This is a genomic window from Pseudomonas sp. 22490 (assembly GCF_052044465.1).
In the GTDB taxonomy this organism is placed as follows: Bacteria; Pseudomonadota; Gammaproteobacteria; order Pseudomonadales; family Pseudomonadaceae; genus Pseudomonas; species Pseudomonas aeruginosa.
The window spans coordinates 334,899-350,558 of record NZ_JBQENS010000001.1; the positions used below are offsets into that span (position 1 = coordinate 334,899).

Annotated in this window: 18 protein-coding genes, 1 tRNA gene and 1 pseudogene; 9 read left to right on the forward strand and 11 right to left on the reverse strand. The window is 68.5% G+C overall.

What is annotated here, in order from left to right; all coding sequences use genetic code 11:
- Nucleotide 1: 1 nt before the first annotated feature.
- Nucleotides 2–685 carry a helix-turn-helix transcriptional regulator gene (locus ACTJJX_RS01435; RefSeq protein WP_003123516.1) on the reverse strand — a complete coding sequence of 228 codons (684 nt, stop codon included), beginning with the start codon at nucleotides 683–685 and terminating at the stop codon, nucleotides 2–4.
- A gap of 281 nt (nucleotides 686–966) precedes the next feature.
- Between ACTJJX_RS01435 and ACTJJX_RS01440 the strand changes: the two genes are divergently transcribed.
- The 4 genes from ACTJJX_RS01440 (at nucleotide 967) to ACTJJX_RS01455 (ending at nucleotide 4,758) form a co-directional block, all read left to right on the forward strand.
- Complete coding sequence (locus ACTJJX_RS01440) at nucleotides 967–2,373, forward strand: aminotransferase (RefSeq protein WP_003158735.1); 1,407 nt, start codon at nucleotides 967–969, stop codon at nucleotides 2,371–2,373.
- A gap of 48 nt (nucleotides 2,374–2,421) precedes the next feature.
- Nucleotides 2,422–3,819, forward strand: a complete 1,398-nt coding sequence (locus tag ACTJJX_RS01445) for an APC family permease (protein ID WP_003102289.1) — start codon at nucleotides 2,422–2,424, stop codon at nucleotides 3,817–3,819.
- Between the two features lie 94 nt (nucleotides 3,820–3,913).
- Nucleotides 3,914–4,531, forward strand: a complete 618-nt coding sequence (locus ACTJJX_RS01450; RefSeq protein WP_003095305.1) for a class I SAM-dependent methyltransferase — start codon at nucleotides 3,914–3,916, stop codon at nucleotides 4,529–4,531.
- 131 nt (nucleotides 4,532–4,662) lie between these two features.
- Nucleotides 4,663–4,758: transfer RNA gene (locus ACTJJX_RS01455), tRNA-Sec, on the forward strand.
- Between the two features lie 40 nt (nucleotides 4,759–4,798).
- Here the strand turns inward: ACTJJX_RS01455 and ACTJJX_RS01460 are convergent.
- Nucleotides 4,799–5,521 carry a carbon-nitrogen hydrolase family protein gene (locus ACTJJX_RS01460; RefSeq protein ID WP_003095301.1) on the reverse strand — a complete coding sequence of 241 codons (723 nt, stop codon included), beginning with the start codon at nucleotides 5,519–5,521 and terminating at the stop codon, nucleotides 4,799–4,801.
- A gap of 262 nt (nucleotides 5,522–5,783) precedes the next feature.
- Between ACTJJX_RS01460 and ACTJJX_RS01465 the strand changes: the two genes are divergently transcribed.
- From ACTJJX_RS01465 to ACTJJX_RS01475, 3 genes are all read left to right on the forward strand, one after another.
- Complete coding sequence (locus ACTJJX_RS01465) at nucleotides 5,784–6,152, forward strand: hypothetical protein (RefSeq protein ID WP_003114628.1); 369 nt, start codon at nucleotides 5,784–5,786, stop codon at nucleotides 6,150–6,152.
- A 295-nt stretch (nucleotides 6,153–6,447) separates the two neighbouring features.
- Nucleotides 6,448–7,248, forward strand: a complete 801-nt coding sequence (locus ACTJJX_RS01470; RefSeq protein WP_003095295.1) for a class I SAM-dependent methyltransferase — start codon at nucleotides 6,448–6,450, stop codon at nucleotides 7,246–7,248.
- Nucleotides 7,245–7,823, forward strand: a complete 579-nt coding sequence (locus ACTJJX_RS01475; protein ID WP_010793734.1) for an AAA family ATPase — start codon at nucleotides 7,245–7,247, stop codon at nucleotides 7,821–7,823. Before ACTJJX_RS01470 ends, ACTJJX_RS01475 begins: the two co-directional genes overlap by 4 nt.
- Before the next feature lie 22 nt (nucleotides 7,824–7,845).
- On the opposite strand, the pseudogene ACTJJX_RS01480 reads toward ACTJJX_RS01475, so the two are convergent.
- The 5 genes and pseudogenes from ACTJJX_RS01480 to ACTJJX_RS01500 all read right to left on the reverse strand — a co-directional run bounded on the left by ACTJJX_RS01480 (nucleotide 7,846) and on the right by ACTJJX_RS01500 (nucleotide 10,567).
- A pseudogene (locus ACTJJX_RS01480) lies at nucleotides 7,846–8,572 on the reverse strand (GrpB family protein).
- Nucleotides 8,573–8,688: 116 nt separating this feature from the next.
- Complete coding sequence (locus tag ACTJJX_RS01485) at nucleotides 8,689–9,156, reverse strand: glycine cleavage system protein H (RefSeq protein ID WP_003121090.1); 468 nt, start codon at nucleotides 9,154–9,156, stop codon at nucleotides 8,689–8,691.
- Nucleotides 9,153–9,530 carry a DsrE family protein gene (locus ACTJJX_RS01490; protein WP_003095286.1) on the reverse strand — a complete coding sequence of 126 codons (378 nt, stop codon included), beginning with the start codon at nucleotides 9,528–9,530 and terminating at the stop codon, nucleotides 9,153–9,155. The genes ACTJJX_RS01485 and ACTJJX_RS01490 overlap by 4 nt, the downstream gene beginning before the upstream one ends.
- Nucleotides 9,520–10,002 carry a GNAT family N-acetyltransferase gene (locus tag ACTJJX_RS01495; RefSeq protein WP_003111411.1) on the reverse strand — a complete coding sequence of 161 codons (483 nt, stop codon included), beginning with the start codon at nucleotides 10,000–10,002 and terminating at the stop codon, nucleotides 9,520–9,522. Before ACTJJX_RS01495 ends, ACTJJX_RS01490 begins: the two co-directional genes overlap by 11 nt.
- Before the next feature lies 1 nt (nucleotide 10,003).
- A complete protein-coding gene (locus ACTJJX_RS01500) occupies nucleotides 10,004–10,567 on the reverse strand; it encodes a DUF4136 domain-containing protein (RefSeq protein ID WP_003095282.1) in 564 nt (187 codons plus the stop codon).
- Nucleotides 10,568–10,698: 131 nt separating this feature from the next.
- On the opposite strand from ACTJJX_RS01500, the gene ACTJJX_RS01505 reads away from it, so the two are divergent.
- Nucleotides 10,699–11,634 carry a glycerophosphodiester phosphodiesterase family protein gene (locus ACTJJX_RS01505; RefSeq protein WP_003102260.1) on the forward strand — a complete coding sequence of 312 codons (936 nt, stop codon included), beginning with the start codon at nucleotides 10,699–10,701 and terminating at the stop codon, nucleotides 11,632–11,634.
- On the opposite strand, the gene ACTJJX_RS01510 is transcribed toward ACTJJX_RS01505, so the two are convergent.
- From ACTJJX_RS01510 to ACTJJX_RS01525, 4 genes are all read right to left on the reverse strand, one after another.
- On the reverse strand, nucleotides 11,619–12,239 hold the full coding sequence (locus ACTJJX_RS01510; RefSeq protein WP_003102259.1) for a DUF4136 domain-containing protein: 621 nt from the start codon (nucleotides 12,237–12,239) through the stop codon (nucleotides 11,619–11,621). The genes ACTJJX_RS01505 and ACTJJX_RS01510 overlap by 16 nt on opposite strands.
- 65 nt (nucleotides 12,240–12,304) lie before the next feature.
- A complete protein-coding gene (locus tag ACTJJX_RS01515; protein WP_003111303.1) occupies nucleotides 12,305–13,054 on the reverse strand; it encodes a methyltransferase domain-containing protein in 750 nt (249 codons plus the stop codon).
- Nucleotides 13,051–13,356, reverse strand: coding sequence for a nucleotide pyrophosphohydrolase (locus tag ACTJJX_RS01520; RefSeq protein ID WP_003102255.1), 306 nt, complete (start codon nucleotides 13,354–13,356; stop codon nucleotides 13,051–13,053). The genes ACTJJX_RS01515 and ACTJJX_RS01520 overlap by 4 nt, the downstream gene beginning before the upstream one ends.
- A gap of 81 nt (nucleotides 13,357–13,437) precedes the next feature.
- Nucleotides 13,438–14,295 (reverse strand): MaoC family dehydratase, encoded by an 858-nt coding sequence (locus ACTJJX_RS01525; RefSeq protein WP_003095272.1) that lies wholly within the window; start codon nucleotides 14,293–14,295, stop codon nucleotides 13,438–13,440.
- 260 nt (nucleotides 14,296–14,555) lie between these two features.
- Between ACTJJX_RS01525 and ACTJJX_RS01530 the strand changes: the two genes are divergently transcribed.
- A complete protein-coding gene (locus ACTJJX_RS01530) occupies nucleotides 14,556–15,557 on the forward strand; it encodes an AraC family transcriptional regulator (RefSeq protein WP_003095270.1) in 1,002 nt (333 codons plus the stop codon).
- Nucleotides 15,558–15,660 lie beyond the last annotated feature (103 nt).

The following is a 15,660-nucleotide window of genomic DNA, read 5'->3' on the forward strand; positions in this document are numbered from 1 at the left end:
CTCAGGGGCCGACGCGCTGCCCCTGGCTCAGGCACTCGATGAACAGCGCGAACAGTTCCGACTGCGAGCCGACTTCCAGCTTGGTGTAGAGATTCTTCCGGTGCATGCGCACGGTCTCCGGGGAGATGTCCATCAGCCGCGCGCTGGATTTCGCCGAGTGGCCGCTGAGCAGCAGGTGGCAGGCCTCGCGTTCGCGGTCGGTGAGCACGTCGCGACCGAAGCCGCGCAGCACTTCCTGAAGGCGCGGGGCGAGGTCGGCCTGCGGGTTCGGCGAGAGGTCGGCGCGCCCGGCGCAGAACTGCCGGGCCAGCTCCAGCACCGGCGGCGCCAGGCCGGCGAGGGCGGCGACCTGGGCGTCGCTGTAGCGGCTCGCCGAAAGGCCGTTGTAGAGACAGATCGAGAGCTTCTCGGTAGGGCCGAGGTCGAGGATGTAGTAGACGTCCTCCACCGCTCCGGCGCCGAGGTAGTAGGTCTGGTAGTAGGCGCTCTGGAAGAAGTCGTCGGGGGCGATCTCGCCGAGGGTGTAGAAGCCTTCCGGAAGGCCTTCCTCCACCGCCAGGCAGAAAGGGTCGAGCAGGTAGCCGCGGGAGAAGTAGCGGCGGATGATCGCCTCGCGGAAGCGCTCGGCGATGCCGCGCTCGTAGAGCAGGGTGGGCGCGTGGCCCTTGCGTTCCAGGCTGATCATGCTCGACTCGATCGGCACCAGTTGGTGGATGGCGTCGACCAGCGCGGCGAGGAAGTCGGGTTGGCGCAGGCGCCGGATCGCCAGCGCCAGGTGTTCGTGCCAGCGGTCGAGCGCGTTCGGGGCGATGGCCTGCATGGACGGTATGGCTCGTTCTTGTCGTTGTCGCCGCAGGATAGCAAGCCGCGTCGGCCGCACCCAGCGCTTACCCCAAAATGGGGTATGGCCCGCCGCGCGGTGCTCTTGCACCCTCGGAGCATCCATCCGAGAAGAGCGACAGCCCGATGAACGCAAGACTGCACGCCACGTCCCCCCTCGGCGACGCCGACCTGGTCCGTGCCGACCAGGCCCACTACATGCACGGCTACCACGTGTTCGACGACCACCGCGTCAACGGCTCGCTGAACATCGCCGCCGGCGACGGCGCCTATATCTACGACACCGCCGGCAACCGCTACCTCGACGCGGTGGGCGGCATGTGGTGCACCAACATCGGCCTGGGGCGCGAGGAAATGGCTCGCACCGTGGCCGAGCAGACCCGCCTGCTGGCCTATTCCAATCCCTTCTGCGACATGGCCAACCCGCGCGCCATCGAACTCTGCCGCAAGCTCGCCGAGCTGGCCCCCGGCGACCTCGACCACGTGTTCCTCACCACCGGCGGTTCCACCGCCGTGGACACCGCGATCCGCCTCATGCACTACTACCAGAACTGCCGCGGCAAGCGCGCCAAGAAGCACGTCATCACGCGGATCAACGCCTACCACGGCTCGACCTTCCTCGGCATGTCGCTGGGCGGCAAGAGCGCCGACCGGCCGGCCGAGTTCGACTTCCTCGACGAGCGCATCCACCACCTTGCCTGTCCCTACTACTACCGCGCTCCGGAAGGAGTGGGCGAGGCCGAGTTCCTCGATGGCCTGGTGGCGGAGTTCGAACGCAAGATCCTCGAACTGGGCGCCGACCGGGTGGGGGCGTTCATCTCCGAGCCGGTGTTCGGCTCCGGCGGCGTGATCGTCCCGCCCGCGGGCTACCACCGGCGGATGTGGGATCTGTGCCAGCGCTACGACGTGCTGTACATCTCCGACGAAGTGGTGACCTCCTTCGGCCGCCTCGGCCACTTCTTCGCCAGCCAGGCGGTGTTCGGCGTACAGCCGGACATCATCCTCACCGCCAAGGGCCTCACCTCCGGCTACCAGCCGCTGGGCGCGTGCATCTTCTCCCGGCGCATCTGGGAGGTGATCGCCGAGCCGGACAAGGGCCGCTGCTTCAGCCATGGTTTCACCTACTCCGGCCACCCGGTGGCCTGCGCGGCGGCGCTGAAGAACATCGAGATCATCGAGCGCGAGGGCTTGCTCGCCCACGCCGACGAGGTCGGCCGCTACTTCGAGGAGCGCCTGCAAAGTCTCCGCGACCTGCCCATCGTCGGCGACGTGCGCGGGATGCGCTTCATGGCCTGTGTCGAGTTCGTCGCCGACAAGGCGAGCAAGGCGCTGTTTCCGGAAAGCCTGAACATCGGCGAGTGGGTCCACCTGCGGGCGCAGAAGCGCGGCCTGCTGGTTCGTCCGATCGTCCACCTGAACGTGATGTCGCCGCCGCTGATCCTCACCCGCGAACAGGTCGATACCGTGGTCCGGGTGCTGCGCGAGAGCATCGAGGAAACCGTGGAGGATCTTGTCCGCGCCGGTCACCGGTAAGCGCCGGGGCGCCGCCGGCGCCCCACCCGAACATTCAGGAGAACCCCAATGGACGACAACAAGAACAAGGTCCTGCGGTTGCGCGATGTGGTGCTCTACACGGTCTCGGCGATGCTCTTCATGGACCAGATCGCCCTGGCTTCCTCCCTCGGTCCGTCGAGCCTGTTCTGGTGGCTCTACGTGCTGGTCCTGCTGTTCCTGCCGATGGCCATGATGACCTCCGAGCTGGGCACCGCCTTCCCCGCCAACGGCGGCGTCTACCACTGGGTGCGCAGCGCCTTCGGCTTCCGCTGGGGGGCCCGGGTGTCATGGATGTACTGGGTCAACAACGCACTGTGGATGCCTTCGGTCTACACCCTGTTCGGCAGCATGCTCGGCGCCTTCTATTTCCCCGAGCTGAGCCTCTGGGGCAAGATCGCCATCGGCATAGCCCTGGCGCTGCTCACCGCGGCGTTCAACGTGGTCGCGCTGCGCCTGGGCAAGTGGCTGCCGAACCTCGGCGCGCTGCTCAAGCTGCTCGCGGTGCTCGCCCTGGGCGTCGGCGGCCTGCACTTCGGCTGGAACCATGGCTTCGCCAACGACTTCAGCCTGGACTCCATCGTCCCGTCCTCGCCGGGCCAGATGGCCGCGCTGGGAGTGATGGTCTATGGCATCATGGGGACCGAGCTGGCCTGTTGCAGCGCCGCGGAGATGCGCAACGCGCGCCGCGACATCCCGCGCGCGGTGCTGATCTCCGGGCTGATCGTCGGCGCCTTCAACATCTTCGGCACCCTCGGCGTGCTGGCCGCGGTACCGGCCGAGGAAACCGACGTCACCCGGATCTTCGCCCATACCCTCTACAACATCTACGGCCACGACGGCGCCGGCGGGATGCTCGCCGACCTGGTCGGCGCCTTCGTCCTGTTCACCCTCTTCACCAACATGGTCACCTGGAGCATGGGCACCAACCGTGCCGCGGTGGAAGCGGCCAAGGCCGGCGAGCTGCCGGCGCTGTTCGGCGTGGTCCATTCGCGCCACGGCACGCCGATCGGCTCGGCGGTGCTGGCCTCGGCGGTGAGCATCGTCCTGCTGCTGCTCTACGGCCTGGTGGCGCACACTGCCGAGGAACTGTTCTGGACCCTGCTGTCGATCTTCGCCATGGTTTTCATGATGCCCTATGTGCTGATGTGCCTGGCCTTCGTCCGCCTGCGCCGCGCCGACCCGCGTCCACGGCCCTACCGGATGCCGCTGGGCGACCGCCTGGCCAGTCTCTGGGCGCTGTTCGTCGCGCTGCATGTGCTGGCCGGCATCTGCCTGTTCGTCGTCACCCCCGGCGCGCCGATGGACTGGGCCTACGCCGGCAAGATCGTCGGCGGCGTGGCGCTGGCCCTGGCCGTGGGCGAACTGCTGATCCGCCAGGCGGCGCGAAGGCGCGGCGTGATGTCACTGCGCGGTGCCTACGGTTGAGGAGCGGCCCTGTCGCAACACCGCCTATGGCGTTAATGTGCCGTTAACGCCCTTGGTGGGTAATGGGTCGCAGCGCAACACGGAGAAGGTCGTCATGTCCGAACGAGAGCACTGGCAACGGGTATACGAGAGCAAGCCGTCCGACGCGGTGAGCTGGTTCCAGGCCGAGGCCACGCTGTCCCTCGACCTGATCCGACGCATCGGCGCGCCCCGCGAGGCGGCGATCATCGATGTCGGCGGCGGCGCCTCGACCCTGGTCGACGGCCTGCTCGCCGAAGGCTTCGGCGACCTGACGGTGCTCGACCTTTCCGACGCCGCCCTGCGCGTCGCCCGCAACCGCCTCGGCGCGCGCGGCGAAGAGGTGCGCTGGATCGCCGGCGACATCACCGGCGTCGACCTGCCGGAAGCCACCTACGATGTCTGGCATGACCGCGCCGTGTTCCACTTCCTTACCACTGCCGAAGCCCGCCGCGCCTACGTGCGCCAGGTGATGAAGGCGGTCCGCCACGGCGGCCACGTGATCGTCGCCACCTTCGCCGCCGACGGCCCGACCGAATGCAGCGGCCTGCCAGTCATGCGCTACGACGCCGACGAACTGCACGCCGAGTTCGGCTCCGCCTTCCAGCTCACCGAGCACCGCGACGAACACCACGTCACTCCCGCCGGCCGGGTCCAGCACTTCGTCTACTGCCATTGCCTGAAACGCCTGTGAAGTGCTCCGAGGCTGGGCTACGCTCTGCTCGCCCGGCCATGCGAACGACTTTCCATGACATCCGGCATTTCTTCTTCGGACCCCGGCCTGATAAGCTCCCGTCTCGAGGAAAACCTCTTGCAAATCAAAGAGGAAGGCAATCACGCCCGGTGGCGTGGCCGGACTTCAAATCCGGTGGGGGACGGCAGCCGTTCCTGGGTGGGTTCGACTCCCACTGCCTTCCGCCAATTCTCCGCTCGCTTTCGGCGGCCATCGTGTCTCACAGGATCAAGCGTCTATCTCGGTCCGTTCCAGCAGAAGCAGCGTCTCACCCGTCCCCGTCGTCTCCCTGACCAGCGCTCCCCGCTCATTCCAAAACGCACTCCTGCCCGCCGCCTTCCAGCCACCCGTCGGCCCGCCATGGTTGGCCAGCAGCACGCCCATTCCGTGCTCGCGGGCATAACCGGCCAGTAGGGCCGAGTCGGCCGGGTAGCCGTTTTCTCCGATCAGCGCGCTGGCGATGTAGAGGCGAGCGCCGGCACGGGCGGCGTGGGCCGGGTGGCTGGGTTGGCTGAAGTCGGCGCAGACCGCCAACGCCATCGGCAGGCCGTCGATCTCCAGCAGGGGGCCGCCGTCGCCGGCTGAGAAGTGGCGTTCCTCGCCCGCGTGCAGGTGCTGCTTGGCATAGACGCCGAGGCTGCCGTCGGCGCCGAGGATCAGGGCGGCGATCAGCGGCTTGGCATGCTTCGGCGAGCGCAGCGGCAGGCCGACCACCGTGGTCATCCGTGCCTGCTCGGCGAGCTGGCGCAGCGGTTGCAGCAGGGGCGTGTCCGCCGGCTGGGCGAGGGCGGCGGCAGCGGTGGGTTCGTAGCCGGTGAGCGACAGTTCGGGAAACACCAGCAGGCGCACGCCCCGTGCCTGGGCGATACGCATCAGGCGCAGGTGGTCGTCGAGGTTGCGTGGCAGGTCGGCGGGGTGGGCGCAGCTCTGGGCGGCGGCGATCAGCGTCATGGGGCTGTCTCGGGTATGGATGGCACAAATTCGCCAGTAGAGCCGAAGGCAGCATTTCCGGGAAGAGGCGATTAGCGGCTGCGCTACGTTTGGCTGGGGAGGGCGCTTTCGTCGCCGCGAAGCCGTAAGATAACGCGCTTCATGGCGCGCCCGACGGACGGGTGCGCACGCTTGCCTCGGGAGAACAGGGATGGCCGAGATCAATCCGCTTTCAACGGACCTGCAACAGCAACTGGCGGAGCTGCAGGCACAGGGGCTCGCCTTGCTTGGCGTCGCCGCGGACGAGACGCCGGCGCAGATCGTCGCCGCCGTCACCGACTACGTGCGCGATGCGAGGGAGCAGGGGCGCAGCCTCGACGACGAGGCGGTCTTCGCCCTCGGCGCGCTGATCGGCGCGCAGTACGTGCGTGGCCTCGGCTGGCACTGGGGCGACGTGACCTGGGACGGCGACCCGGACAGCGCCGCCGTCGGCGTGCTCAGCCCCGACGAATCGCTGTTCAACAACCCCATCGGCTGGGTAGGCCAGATCGCCGAAAGCGGCGGCGGGGTGCCGTTCATGCTCAGCTACAACATGATCCTGGCCAACCAGGTGCCGCTGTTCGAGCGGGGCAGCGCCACCGGTCTCTATTGAGCATGCAGGCGGATCGCCGCGACGCGCCGGCCCATCCCGCCAGGCGGGGCCGACAACCTGAACGGCCGGCGTCAGGCGCCGCGACCCGCCGAGCAGCGCCAACCGGCGAACGAGGTGCGGGTGACCGTGGTGGAACAGACGCTGCCTCTGAGAAACCGCGCCTGCGGCGCTTTCCAGGAAGGCAGCCTGGAACGACGCGACTGCCGAGCCCATATCGGGCTGCAATTCCGCGATTGAGTGGGCTGCGGGTTCGCGACTCGGCTGGCCTTCCTGGGAACACTTCTGAGGTTTTCGCATGACGGATCTTGAACACGCGGTGGAAAGCAACCGACGCGCCTGGGACGCGTCCGCCGACAGTCACCTGCGTGGCAGCGGCTGGCAGGAATTGTCGCTGGCGGTACAGGAAACCGGCTTCAGTTGCCTGGACGAGACCCTGGCTGGCGTGCTGCGCAATCTGGACCTGGCCGGCAAGGCGGCGGTCCAGGTCGGCTGCAACAACGGCCGGGAAGTGCTTTCGCTGTACGCCTTCGGCGTCGCGCGGGCGGTTGGGATCGACCAGTCCGCCGCCTTCCTCGCCCAGGCGCGGCAACTGGCCGAGCGCTCGCCGCATCAGCCGCGTTTCGTCGAAGCCAATGCCTACGAGCTGCCGGCCGAGCTGAACGGTCAGTTCGACCTGCTGCTGATCACCATCGGTGTGCTCAACTGGATGCCCGACATCGCGCGCTTCTTCGCCTCGGTGAGCGGCCTGCTGAAGCCGGGCGGGCAATTGGCGATCTATGAGACCCACCCGTTCCTGGAGATGCTCGAACCCGAGTCGGAGCGACCGTTCGAACTGCGCAACGACTACTTCACCGACACGCCCCACGTATCCCGGGAGGCCATCGTCTACGAAGGCAGCGGCAGCGATACCGGCATCGCCAGCTACTGGTACGTCCACCCGCTCGGCGACATCCTCGGCGGGCTGCTCGGCGCCGGCCTGCGCCTGAGTCACTTCAAGGAGTACCCGCACTCGAACCGCGAGGAACTCTACGACCTCTACGAGGACGGACCGCTGGCGATCCCGATGTGCTACACGCTGGTCGCGGTCAAGGCATGACCTGCGTCGAGGCCGGGCGAGGCGCGCCGCTGCGTGTGGTGGTGGTCGGCACCAGCGGGGCCGGGAAGTCGACCTTCTCCGCCGCGCTGGCCGCCAGGCTGGGTTGTACGCATGTCGAACTCGACCGACTCTACTGGGGCCCCGGCTGGCAAGCCGTGCCCCACGAACGCTTCGAGCACGCCGTGGAGCGGGCGACGACGGCGCCGCGCTGGGTCGCCGACGGCAACTACAGCGCCGTCCGCGAGTTGCTCTGGGGCCGCGCCACCCACGTGGTATGGCTGAATTTCGGCCGCTGGACGGTGTTCTCCCGGGTCCTTCGCCGCACCCTGGCCCGGGGCCTGCTGCGCACCCGCCTGTCCCACGGCAACCGTGAATCGCTGCGGATGGCGTTCTGCTCCAGGGATTCGATCCTGCTCTGGTCATGGACCACCTTCGCAGGCAACCGCCGCAAATACACCGGCCTGCGCGAGGATCCGCGGTTCGCGCATTTGCGCTGGGTGGAGGTTGGCGAGCCGGGGAGGGTGGGGGAGGTGATCGAGAGGTTGGTGGAAGCCGCGCTCGCACAGTCGCAGTAGTGAGCGAAGCACGCTATCCGCCTCAGTCCTGGGGCTTGCTTACCCGGCTGCGCAGCGACTCGAAATAGGCTGTATCGGCGGGGCCGCCTGGCGTCGATTCCGCGCCGGCGACCAGCGTTTCACGCAGTTCCCTGGCGTGCATTTCGCGTTCTCCCCTTTAGGCCACTCTGTATCATTGGGTGCCGCGTCGCCGCCAGCGCCCGGCCGAGAATCCTTGCGACGACCTCGTCCTTGCCACGGGTATAGGCCTCGCGGTCGGTGGGGTAGCGGCGGGCCAGGGCGTGCTTGGTTTCGGCGTAGAGGCGGGCGTCGTCGGGGTGGTTGCGCAGCCAGTCGCGGAACAGCAGGTAGCGGTCGGCCTGGGCCAGGGGCATGACATGGACATGGTGGGTGCGGCCATGGCCGAAGGGCGGCATGCCTTTGACGAAGAACATCCGCTGGGTGTTCGGGTTCTCGCGCCAGAACTGGTAGCCGAGGCCCTCCAGCGGGGCTGCCAGCCGCTGCGGATCGTGGCCGGGCGGCGGCAGCAGGAGGATGTCGATGATCGGCTTGGCGTCGAGCCCGGGCACCGCGGTGCTGCCGACATGCTCGATGCCCAGCCCGGGCAGCGCCAGCGCCGTGCGGATGGCCTCGGCTTCGGCGGCGAAGTGTTGTGGCTAGGCGGGGTCGGCAGGCAGCACCTCGATGCGGTCGTCGTCGGCGTTGCTCCAGCGTTGGCCGTCGAAGCGGGGCGGTTGGGGTGGGGACATGGCGGACTCCGGGGATATGCGGGAGATTGGCGGCGATGGAGAGCTGGGGTAGGGCGAATAACGCCAGCGGCGTTATCCGCCTTCCGCGAGCGGGGTGCGGGTAAAACCCGGGAGTCTCAGACGTCCAGCGCCTGTACCCCTGGATGCTGCGGATCGAACCCATCCAGGCGCATGCGCTCGGCGAATGCCTCCCGCGCCGCGTCTCCCTGGAGAAACGCGCTCCGCGCCGAGGCCCAGTCGTCCGGTTGCAGCCGTACCATCCAGCCCTCGCCGTAGCAATCCCGGTTGATCAGCGCCGGGCGCTTGACCACCGCCGGGTTGCTCGCCAGCAGGGTCCCGGCCAACGGGCTGCGGGCCGAGGAGGCAGCCTTGGCGAACTCGACCACGCCGAAGCTGCGGTCGCGTTCGATGTGCCAGCCGTCGCGCTTGGGGGTGAAGGCGAAGATTTCGCCATACAGCGCGCAGCCGTAGGCGCTCAGGCCCAGGGTCAGGCTGCCGTCGACTTCCTCGCGCAACCACAGGTTGTAGTCCGGGGCGTAGAACAGCCCGTCGGGGAACTCCAGGCCGTGCAGGTTCGCGCTCATAGGGTCAGCACCCGCTCGGATTCGAGGATCAGCCGTGCCAGTTCGCCGCCGCTGGAGATTTCGTCGAGTTCCTCGATCAGTTCGCTTTCGTCGATGTTCACCCCGGGTTGGCGGCACATCAGCAGGCGCGCGCCGGCCTCGCGGGCCTGGCGGATGAAGTGGCGCAGCGGCTCGCCGCCGTCCAGCGCGCGCAACTGGTCGGCGACGGCGCGGCGGGCCAACTGCACGCCTTCGCCGCTGAGGAACAGGGTCACCTCGGCGTCCATGCAGGCCAGCAGGGTGGCGGTGTGGAAGGGCGCGGCGCAGCGGGCCGGGGTGCTCGGGCCGCTGGAGACGATGATGAGGACGCGCTGGGCGTGGGTGTCAGGGTTCAAGGGGCTTGTCCATCTGGATCAGCGCCACGCGCCGGCCGTCCGGATCGTGGCGTTCGGCGATGGCGCGCGGCTGGTAGCCGAGCTGGGTATAGAGCAGCAGCCCGGCGGCGTTGGCGTTGAAGCAGGAAATCTTCATCAGGCGCGCTTTGTACTGTTCGCGGGCGAGGTTTTCCATGACCCCGATCAGGTAGCGGGCCACGCCCAGGCCGCGCGCGGCGGGCGCCACCATCATGTTGCCGAGGGCGCAGAAGTCGCCGTGCTGCCACTGGTAGAAGTTGGCGAAGCCGAGCACCTGTCCGTCGTGCACGGCCACGGTGCTGCCGCGGCGTTCGGCGATGGCGGCGGCCAGCTGGGCGACGCTGAACGGCCAGATCGCCTTGGGGTAGCAATAGAAGAGTTCGTCGCGGTCCTGGGGGAAGCCGGCGACCGTCTCCAGGTCACCGGTCTCCGCCGGGCGGTGGCTGAGCTGCATGTCAGCGCGGCGGGTATTGCGACATGACTTTCTGCACCGTCTCGCGGATCGCCTGCTCGCGCTCGGCCGGGCTCGGCGGGCTGGTGCGCATGATCTGCTCGCCGCTGCCGCGCCAGACCAGTTTGCCGTCCTTGCCGTCGAACAGGTCGACCTGGAGGGTGGCAACCTTGTAATTCACGGTGCGCGTCTCGGCCATCGCCGGGCCGCCCCAGTATCCTCCCCAGTAGCCGCCCCAGTAACCGCCGCCGTAGTTGGTGGTGATCTGGTCCTGGCGATCGTCGACGATCAGGTAGGCGCGCACCGTGACGTCGCCCCTGGCGTTGCCCTGGGCCGGACGCAGGCCGCGCTGGTCGAGCTGCTGGGCGACGGCTTCGCGGATGCGTTGCTCGGTGAGGTCGCTCTTGATGCGTGGGTCGTCGGGGCGGTATTCGAAGGCGGGTTGCGACCAGCTCCAGCTACGGTAGGCGGCGAAGTCGCGGGAGCTGTCGAAGTCGCGGTCGAGCTGGGTGGTTTCGCAGGCTGCGAGGCTGAGGAGCAGGCCGAGCAGCAGGATTCGGCGGATCATGGTTTTTCTCCAGTCAGAGTTCACATCCAAGCTCAGCGCCGGATGAAAGGCAAGAGGAAACGCGGGTTTGAAGCGTCTCCACAAGTAACGTTGGCGAGCACCCGCCCTATAGGGCGCGACGGGAGAATGAAATGAATCGAAGTATTGCGATCCTGCTGCTGGGCCTGTCGCTGACCGGCTGCGTCGAGGCACGCTCGGTGGTACCGGCGGATGGCCCGGGCCCGCTGCTGGTGGCCCATCGCGCCGGCACCGCGGACTACCCGGAGAACACCCTGCTGGCGATCCGCAAGGCGCTGGACAACGGCGCCGACGCGCTATGGTTGTCGGTGCAGTTGAGCGCCGATGGCCATCCGGTGCTCTATCGCCCCGCTGACCTGGCGGTCCTGACCCAGGGCGCCGGCGCGGTCGGCCAGTCGAGCCTGGCCGAGCTGGCGCGCTTGAACGCCGGCTATATGTTCAAGGCCGAGGACGGCAGCTATCCCTACCGCCAGAAGCCGCTGCGGATTCCTACGCTGCGCCAGGCGCTGCGGGCGATCCCGCCGCAGGTGCCGGTGTTCCTCGACATGAAGTCGCTGCCGGTGGAGCCGCTGGTCGATGCCGTGGCCGGCGAGCTGGAGCGGCAGAAGGCCTGGTCGCGGGTGCGTTTCTATTCCACCGAGAAGGCCGCCAACGACTACCTGACGCAGCGCTACGCGGACCGCGCGCGACAGTTCGAAAGCCGCGATGCGACGCGCAACCGCCTGGTCGGCCTGGCCTTCGGCGAGCGCTGCGAGGCACCGCCGGCCGGCGGCACCTGGATGGGCATCGAGCTGCGCCGCGAACTGACGGTGACCGAGCGCTTCACCCTTGGCGAGTCTTCCTACAAGGTGCCGGCGGCGCAGTTGTGGACGCGCAAAGCGATGGACTGCGTGCGCCGCGAGCCGGTGAAGGTGGTGATGTTCGGCATCGAGACCGCCGAGGACTACCGCACCGCGCGCGCCCTGGGCGCCGACGCGGTGATGAGCAACTCGCCCAGGAAGATGGAGGCGATCCGCCGCCGGGTGCTCGCCGATCAGCCCGGCGGGTAGCTCGACAGCGCCCGTTTCACCGCTTCGCGCAGGGCCTTGGCCTGTTCGCTGGCGGAGTCGCCGGAGTCGAACTCGGCGCTGTTGCCCCACACCGGCTGGCCGCTGCGGGCGTCGTTCAGCTCGACGCGGACCACGGTGACCTGCACGGTGTAGCTGCGGGTCACCGGGTAGCTGGCGCCATAGCCGTACCAGGGATCGCGCCAGCCGCCGTAGTTGCCGTAGTAGCCGCCGTAGTAGTCGGTGACCTGGCGGGTGCGCAGTTCGTTGCGCAGGAACGCGCTGACCTGCAGGTCGGCCGCGCTGCCCGGCCGCGCCGGGCGCAGGCCGCGCTGGTCGAGCTGCTGGCTGACGGCGTCGCGCAACTGGTTGTCGTCCAGGCCCTGGGGAAAGCCGCTGACCCCGGCGGCGGCCCAGCTCCAGCTACGGTAGCGGGCGTAGTCGCGCGGCGCCGCCGGATAGGCGCCGGGATCGAGGCCGGGATTGGCCGCGGTGGCCGGCTGCGGCGGGTAGGGCAGAGAGCTGGCGCGGTAGGGATTGTCGCCCTGGCAGGCACCGAGGGCGGCCAGGCTGGCGAGTAACGGCAGGATCAACAGTCGCGATTGCATGCTCGACGCTCCGTGGCCGCGCTACGTCGGCGGCCCTTGCAGGCTCAGACTGCATTCTGCGCCTTTCATTGCGGGCGGCACAGCCAGTGCAGGTAGCGGCCAAGCCCGGCAAAGGCCGGGTGGCGGCGGTAGGCCAGTTCCATTTCTACCAGGTCGAGCCGTTCGGCCTTGGCCTGGAACTCGCTCGGCATGTAGTCGTGGAACACCCGCACGCCGCTGCGCGCCTCGATGCGCCAACGCGCTGCCAGCGCCTGTTCCAGCTCGCGCGGGTCGAGCGGGCGCTGCGGGGTCAGGCTCTGCCCCTCGCCAGCGAAGCGTTCCTTGCGCAGCTTGCGGAAGTGGCCCTTGAGCAGGTTGCGGTAGATCAGAGCGTCGCGATTGTAGAAGGCCAGCGACAGCCAGCCGCCGGGTGCGCAGAGTTGGTGCAGCACCGGCAGGATCGCATGGGGTTCGGCCAGCCACTCGAGCACGGCGTGGCAGAGCACCAGGTCGTAGGGCTCGGTGAGCTGGCCGAGCAGTTCCTGCCAGGGCGCCTGGATGAATTCGGCGGCCTGCCCGGCTTCGGCGAAGCGCTGGCGGGCGCCGTCGAGCATGGGTTGCGCTGGCTCGGCGAGGGTTACGCGGTGGCCGCGAGCGGCCAGCCAGAGCGACATGTGGCCGAGCCCGGCGCCGATGTCGAGGACCCGCAGAGGTCGCTCCGGGAGGGCCTCGGCGAGGTCGGCCTGGAGTACCGCGAGGCGGATCGCACCCTTGGCGCCGCCATAGATCTTTTCGGCGAAGCGCGTCGCCAGTTCGTCGAAATGGCGGTCGCTCATGGCAGGAAGCGCCGTTCGCAGTCGGCCAGCTTGGCGCGCACCACCTGTTCCAGGTCGAGGCCGGTTTCCCCGCAGAACAGCAGCAGATAAAGGACGATGTCGCCAACTTCCTGGCCAGCGTGTTCGAGCTGCTCGGCCGACAGCGTGCGCGACTGGTCTTCCGTCAGCCACTGGAAGATCTCCACCAGTTCGGCCATCTCGACGCTGGCGGCCATGGCCAGGTTCTTCGGGCTGTGGAATTGGCGCCAGTCGTTGCGGTCGCGGATGGCGTGCAGGCGCGCGGTGAGTTCGTGCAGGTCCATGGGGGATTCTTCGCGGTGGCGGTAAGCAGCCGCATAGCTTCGGGCTTTGCGCCCGAAGCTTCAAGGCATGGCGGACCGGCGTCAGCCCTGTAGCCGGCTCCAATGCCCGGCCATGTGCGGCAGGTCGTCCTTGCCGCGCAGGCTGAACTGGCCGTCCGCCGCCGCCGCGCTGGCCAGGAGGGTGAGGCTGGCCGGCAGCAGCACTGGCTTCTGGAAGCGCACCTCGACCCGATAGCCCGAGGCTGGCAGTCGCTCGCCGAGGGCGGCCAGGCTGCGAGCCTTGTTCCACAGGCCGTGGGCGATGGCGCGGGGAAAGCCGAACAGCTTGGCGCTGGGCGCCGACAGGTGGATCGGGTTGTAGTCGCCGGCGGCACGGGCATAGCGCCGGCCGATGTCGGCGGGCGCCTTCCAGTTGTCGACCGGCTCCAGCGGCAGCGGCTCCTGCTCGGCTTTCGGCGGAATTTCGCCGGGCACCTTGACGCCGCGGCAGAGCACCTTGCTGTCGCCGACCCAGAGCAGGCCAAGCTGGTCTTCCAGGCGGGTGACGATGCTGAAGGTGGCGCCCTTGTCGTGCGGTTGCAGGTTTTCCACCGCGACGCTCACGGTGAACGGGCCGAGGCCGCCGAGCGCGCGCAGCACGTCGATGCGGTTCTCCAGGTGGACCAGGCCGAGCAGCGGGAAGGGGAAGCGCTTGTCGGTGAGCAGCGCCATCTGCAGCGGGAAGGCGAGGATGTGCGGGTAGGTCGGCGGCAGCAGGCCGTCGTCGCGGAAGCCGCAGACCTGGCGGTAGCGCTCGAGGTGCTTCGGGTCCACCGTGACCTGGCTGCGCAGGCCGCGCTCGGGCAGGGCCTTGCCGCGGATGCCGCGGCGCAGTGCGGCGCGCAGGAACAGGCCGGGCAGGGCGGGTGGGGCGGGCAGGTCGAGCCAGGCGGTGGGCATTGGACATCTCCTCGAAATAGGTGGCTGTCAGCTTAGTCGAGCACCCGCAGCAGGCATTGGCCGCCTGGCCGACGCCGCTGGCAGGGCGGTCAATCGGCTCCGGGATGCGTCTGCATCGAGATTTTCGACCACGCCGGCGGCTAGTCGATCTGAGGGTTTTTCCGTCATGCGGGATGGGTTATTTCTATGGCCTCTCCTTGAGAGGGGATGGCAAAGCTGCCTAAGATGGGCCCGCCCCATGGATAACTAGAAAAAACACCATGCGTGATCTGACCGACGATGTAGCGCTGATGCGCCCGGTGATCGACGCCCTGCGCGCCAGCGGCTGCGATCCGGACCGGGTCCTGGTCCGTGTCGGGCTGCCACCGGGTGGCCTGCCGGCCGGCCGTTTCCCCCATTCCGCACAGAACCTGTTCTGGAAGGCCGCCGCCGACGAGTGCGGCGAAGAGCATGTCGGCCTGCACCTGGCCGAGCACCTGCCGGCGTTCCACGGCCTGCTCCTGGAATACCTGTTCCTCTCCAGCGATACCTTCGGCGCCGGCCTGCGCCATTCCCTGCGCTACGTACGCCTGCTGTCCGACACCCTGCAGGCGCAACTGGAGGTGGAGGGCGAGCGCGCGGTGCTGTCGCTGGGCGAATCGCCGGCGATCAACCGCCACTTCCCGGAAATGCTCGCCGGCGCGGTGATCCGCCTGTTCGGCGCGCTCACCGAGGGCGAGTTCAAGCCGCTGGAAGTGCAACTGATGAACGAAACCGGCGCGCCGATGGAGCGCTACCGTGCGGTCTACGGCTGCCCGACGATCCTCGGCATGCCGCGCTACGCGCTGGTATTCGATGCCGCGGTGCTGGACAAACCCTCGCGCCACGCCGCCCCGGAACTGCTGCGCATGCACGAGTCGCTGGCGCGCCGGCAACTGGCCGAGGTGGAGCGCCTGGACCTGGTGCGCCAGGTCCGCGAACTGATCGGCGAGTTGCTGGTGGACGGAGGCGCCACCCTGGAGCAGGTCGCCGCGCGCCTCGGCATGCCGGCCCGACGTCTGCGCGAACGCCTGGCGATGGCCGGGGTGCGCTTCAACGATCTGGTCACCGACTACCGCTGCCGACTGGCCAAGGAACTGCTGCTGAAGACCGACGAGCGCATCGAAGTGATCGTCGAACGCACCGGGTTTTCCGAGCCGAGCACCTTCTATCGCGCGTTCAAGCGCTGGGTCGGCGAGACGCCGGTGGAGTTCCGCCGGCGCGGGCAGCAGGGGCGCGGGTAGGGCCTGTCCGAAGGGGCTACCGGTGGTTTCCCGGTGCAGGGCCAGATAACGCCGTTGGCGTTATCCGCCCTACCGGGTCGGCGTCCTGTTGCCGGGGAGTCAG

Bases quoted from the DNA above. Each gene is read 5' to 3' on its own strand.
- ACTJJX_RS01435 (WP_003123516.1), bottom strand. From the start codon at position 685: ATGATCAGCCTGGAACGCAAGGGCCACGCGCCCACCCTGCTCTACGAG.
- ACTJJX_RS01440 (WP_003158735.1), top strand. From the start codon at position 967: ATGAACGCAAGACTGCACGCCACGTCCCCCCTCGGCGACGCCGACCTG.
- ACTJJX_RS01445 (WP_003102289.1), top strand. From the start codon at position 2,422: ATGGACGACAACAAGAACAAGGTCCTGCGGTTGCGCGATGTGGTGCTC.
- ACTJJX_RS01450 (WP_003095305.1), top strand. From the start codon at position 3,914: ATGTCCGAACGAGAGCACTGGCAACGGGTATACGAGAGCAAGCCGTCC.
- ACTJJX_RS01460 (WP_003095301.1), bottom strand. From the start codon at position 5,521: ATGACGCTGATCGCCGCCGCCCAGAGCTGCGCCCACCCCGCCGACCTG.
- ACTJJX_RS01470 (WP_003095295.1), top strand. From the start codon at position 6,448: ATGACGGATCTTGAACACGCGGTGGAAAGCAACCGACGCGCCTGGGAC.
- ACTJJX_RS01475 (WP_010793734.1), top strand. From the start codon at position 7,245: ATGACCTGCGTCGAGGCCGGGCGAGGCGCGCCGCTGCGTGTGGTGGTG.
- ACTJJX_RS01485 (WP_003121090.1), bottom strand. From the start codon at position 9,156: ATGAGCGCGAACCTGCACGGCCTGGAGTTCCCCGACGGGCTGTTCTAC.
- ACTJJX_RS01495 (WP_003111411.1), bottom strand. From the start codon at position 10,002: ATGCAGCTCAGCCACCGCCCGGCGGAGACCGGTGACCTGGAGACGGTC.
- ACTJJX_RS01500 (WP_003095282.1), bottom strand. From the start codon at position 10,567: ATGATCCGCCGAATCCTGCTGCTCGGCCTGCTCCTCAGCCTCGCAGCC.
- ACTJJX_RS01505 (WP_003102260.1), top strand. From the start codon at position 10,699: ATGAATCGAAGTATTGCGATCCTGCTGCTGGGCCTGTCGCTGACCGGC.
- ACTJJX_RS01510 (WP_003102259.1), bottom strand. From the start codon at position 12,239: ATGCAATCGCGACTGTTGATCCTGCCGTTACTCGCCAGCCTGGCCGCC.
- ACTJJX_RS01515 (WP_003111303.1), bottom strand. From the start codon at position 13,054: ATGAGCGACCGCCATTTCGACGAACTGGCGACGCGCTTCGCCGAAAAG.
- ACTJJX_RS01520 (WP_003102255.1), bottom strand. From the start codon at position 13,356: ATGGACCTGCACGAACTCACCGCGCGCCTGCACGCCATCCGCGACCGC.
- ACTJJX_RS01525 (WP_003095272.1), bottom strand. From the start codon at position 14,295: ATGCCCACCGCCTGGCTCGACCTGCCCGCCCCACCCGCCCTGCCCGGC.
- ACTJJX_RS01530 (WP_003095270.1), top strand. From the start codon at position 14,556: ATGCGTGATCTGACCGACGATGTAGCGCTGATGCGCCCGGTGATCGAC.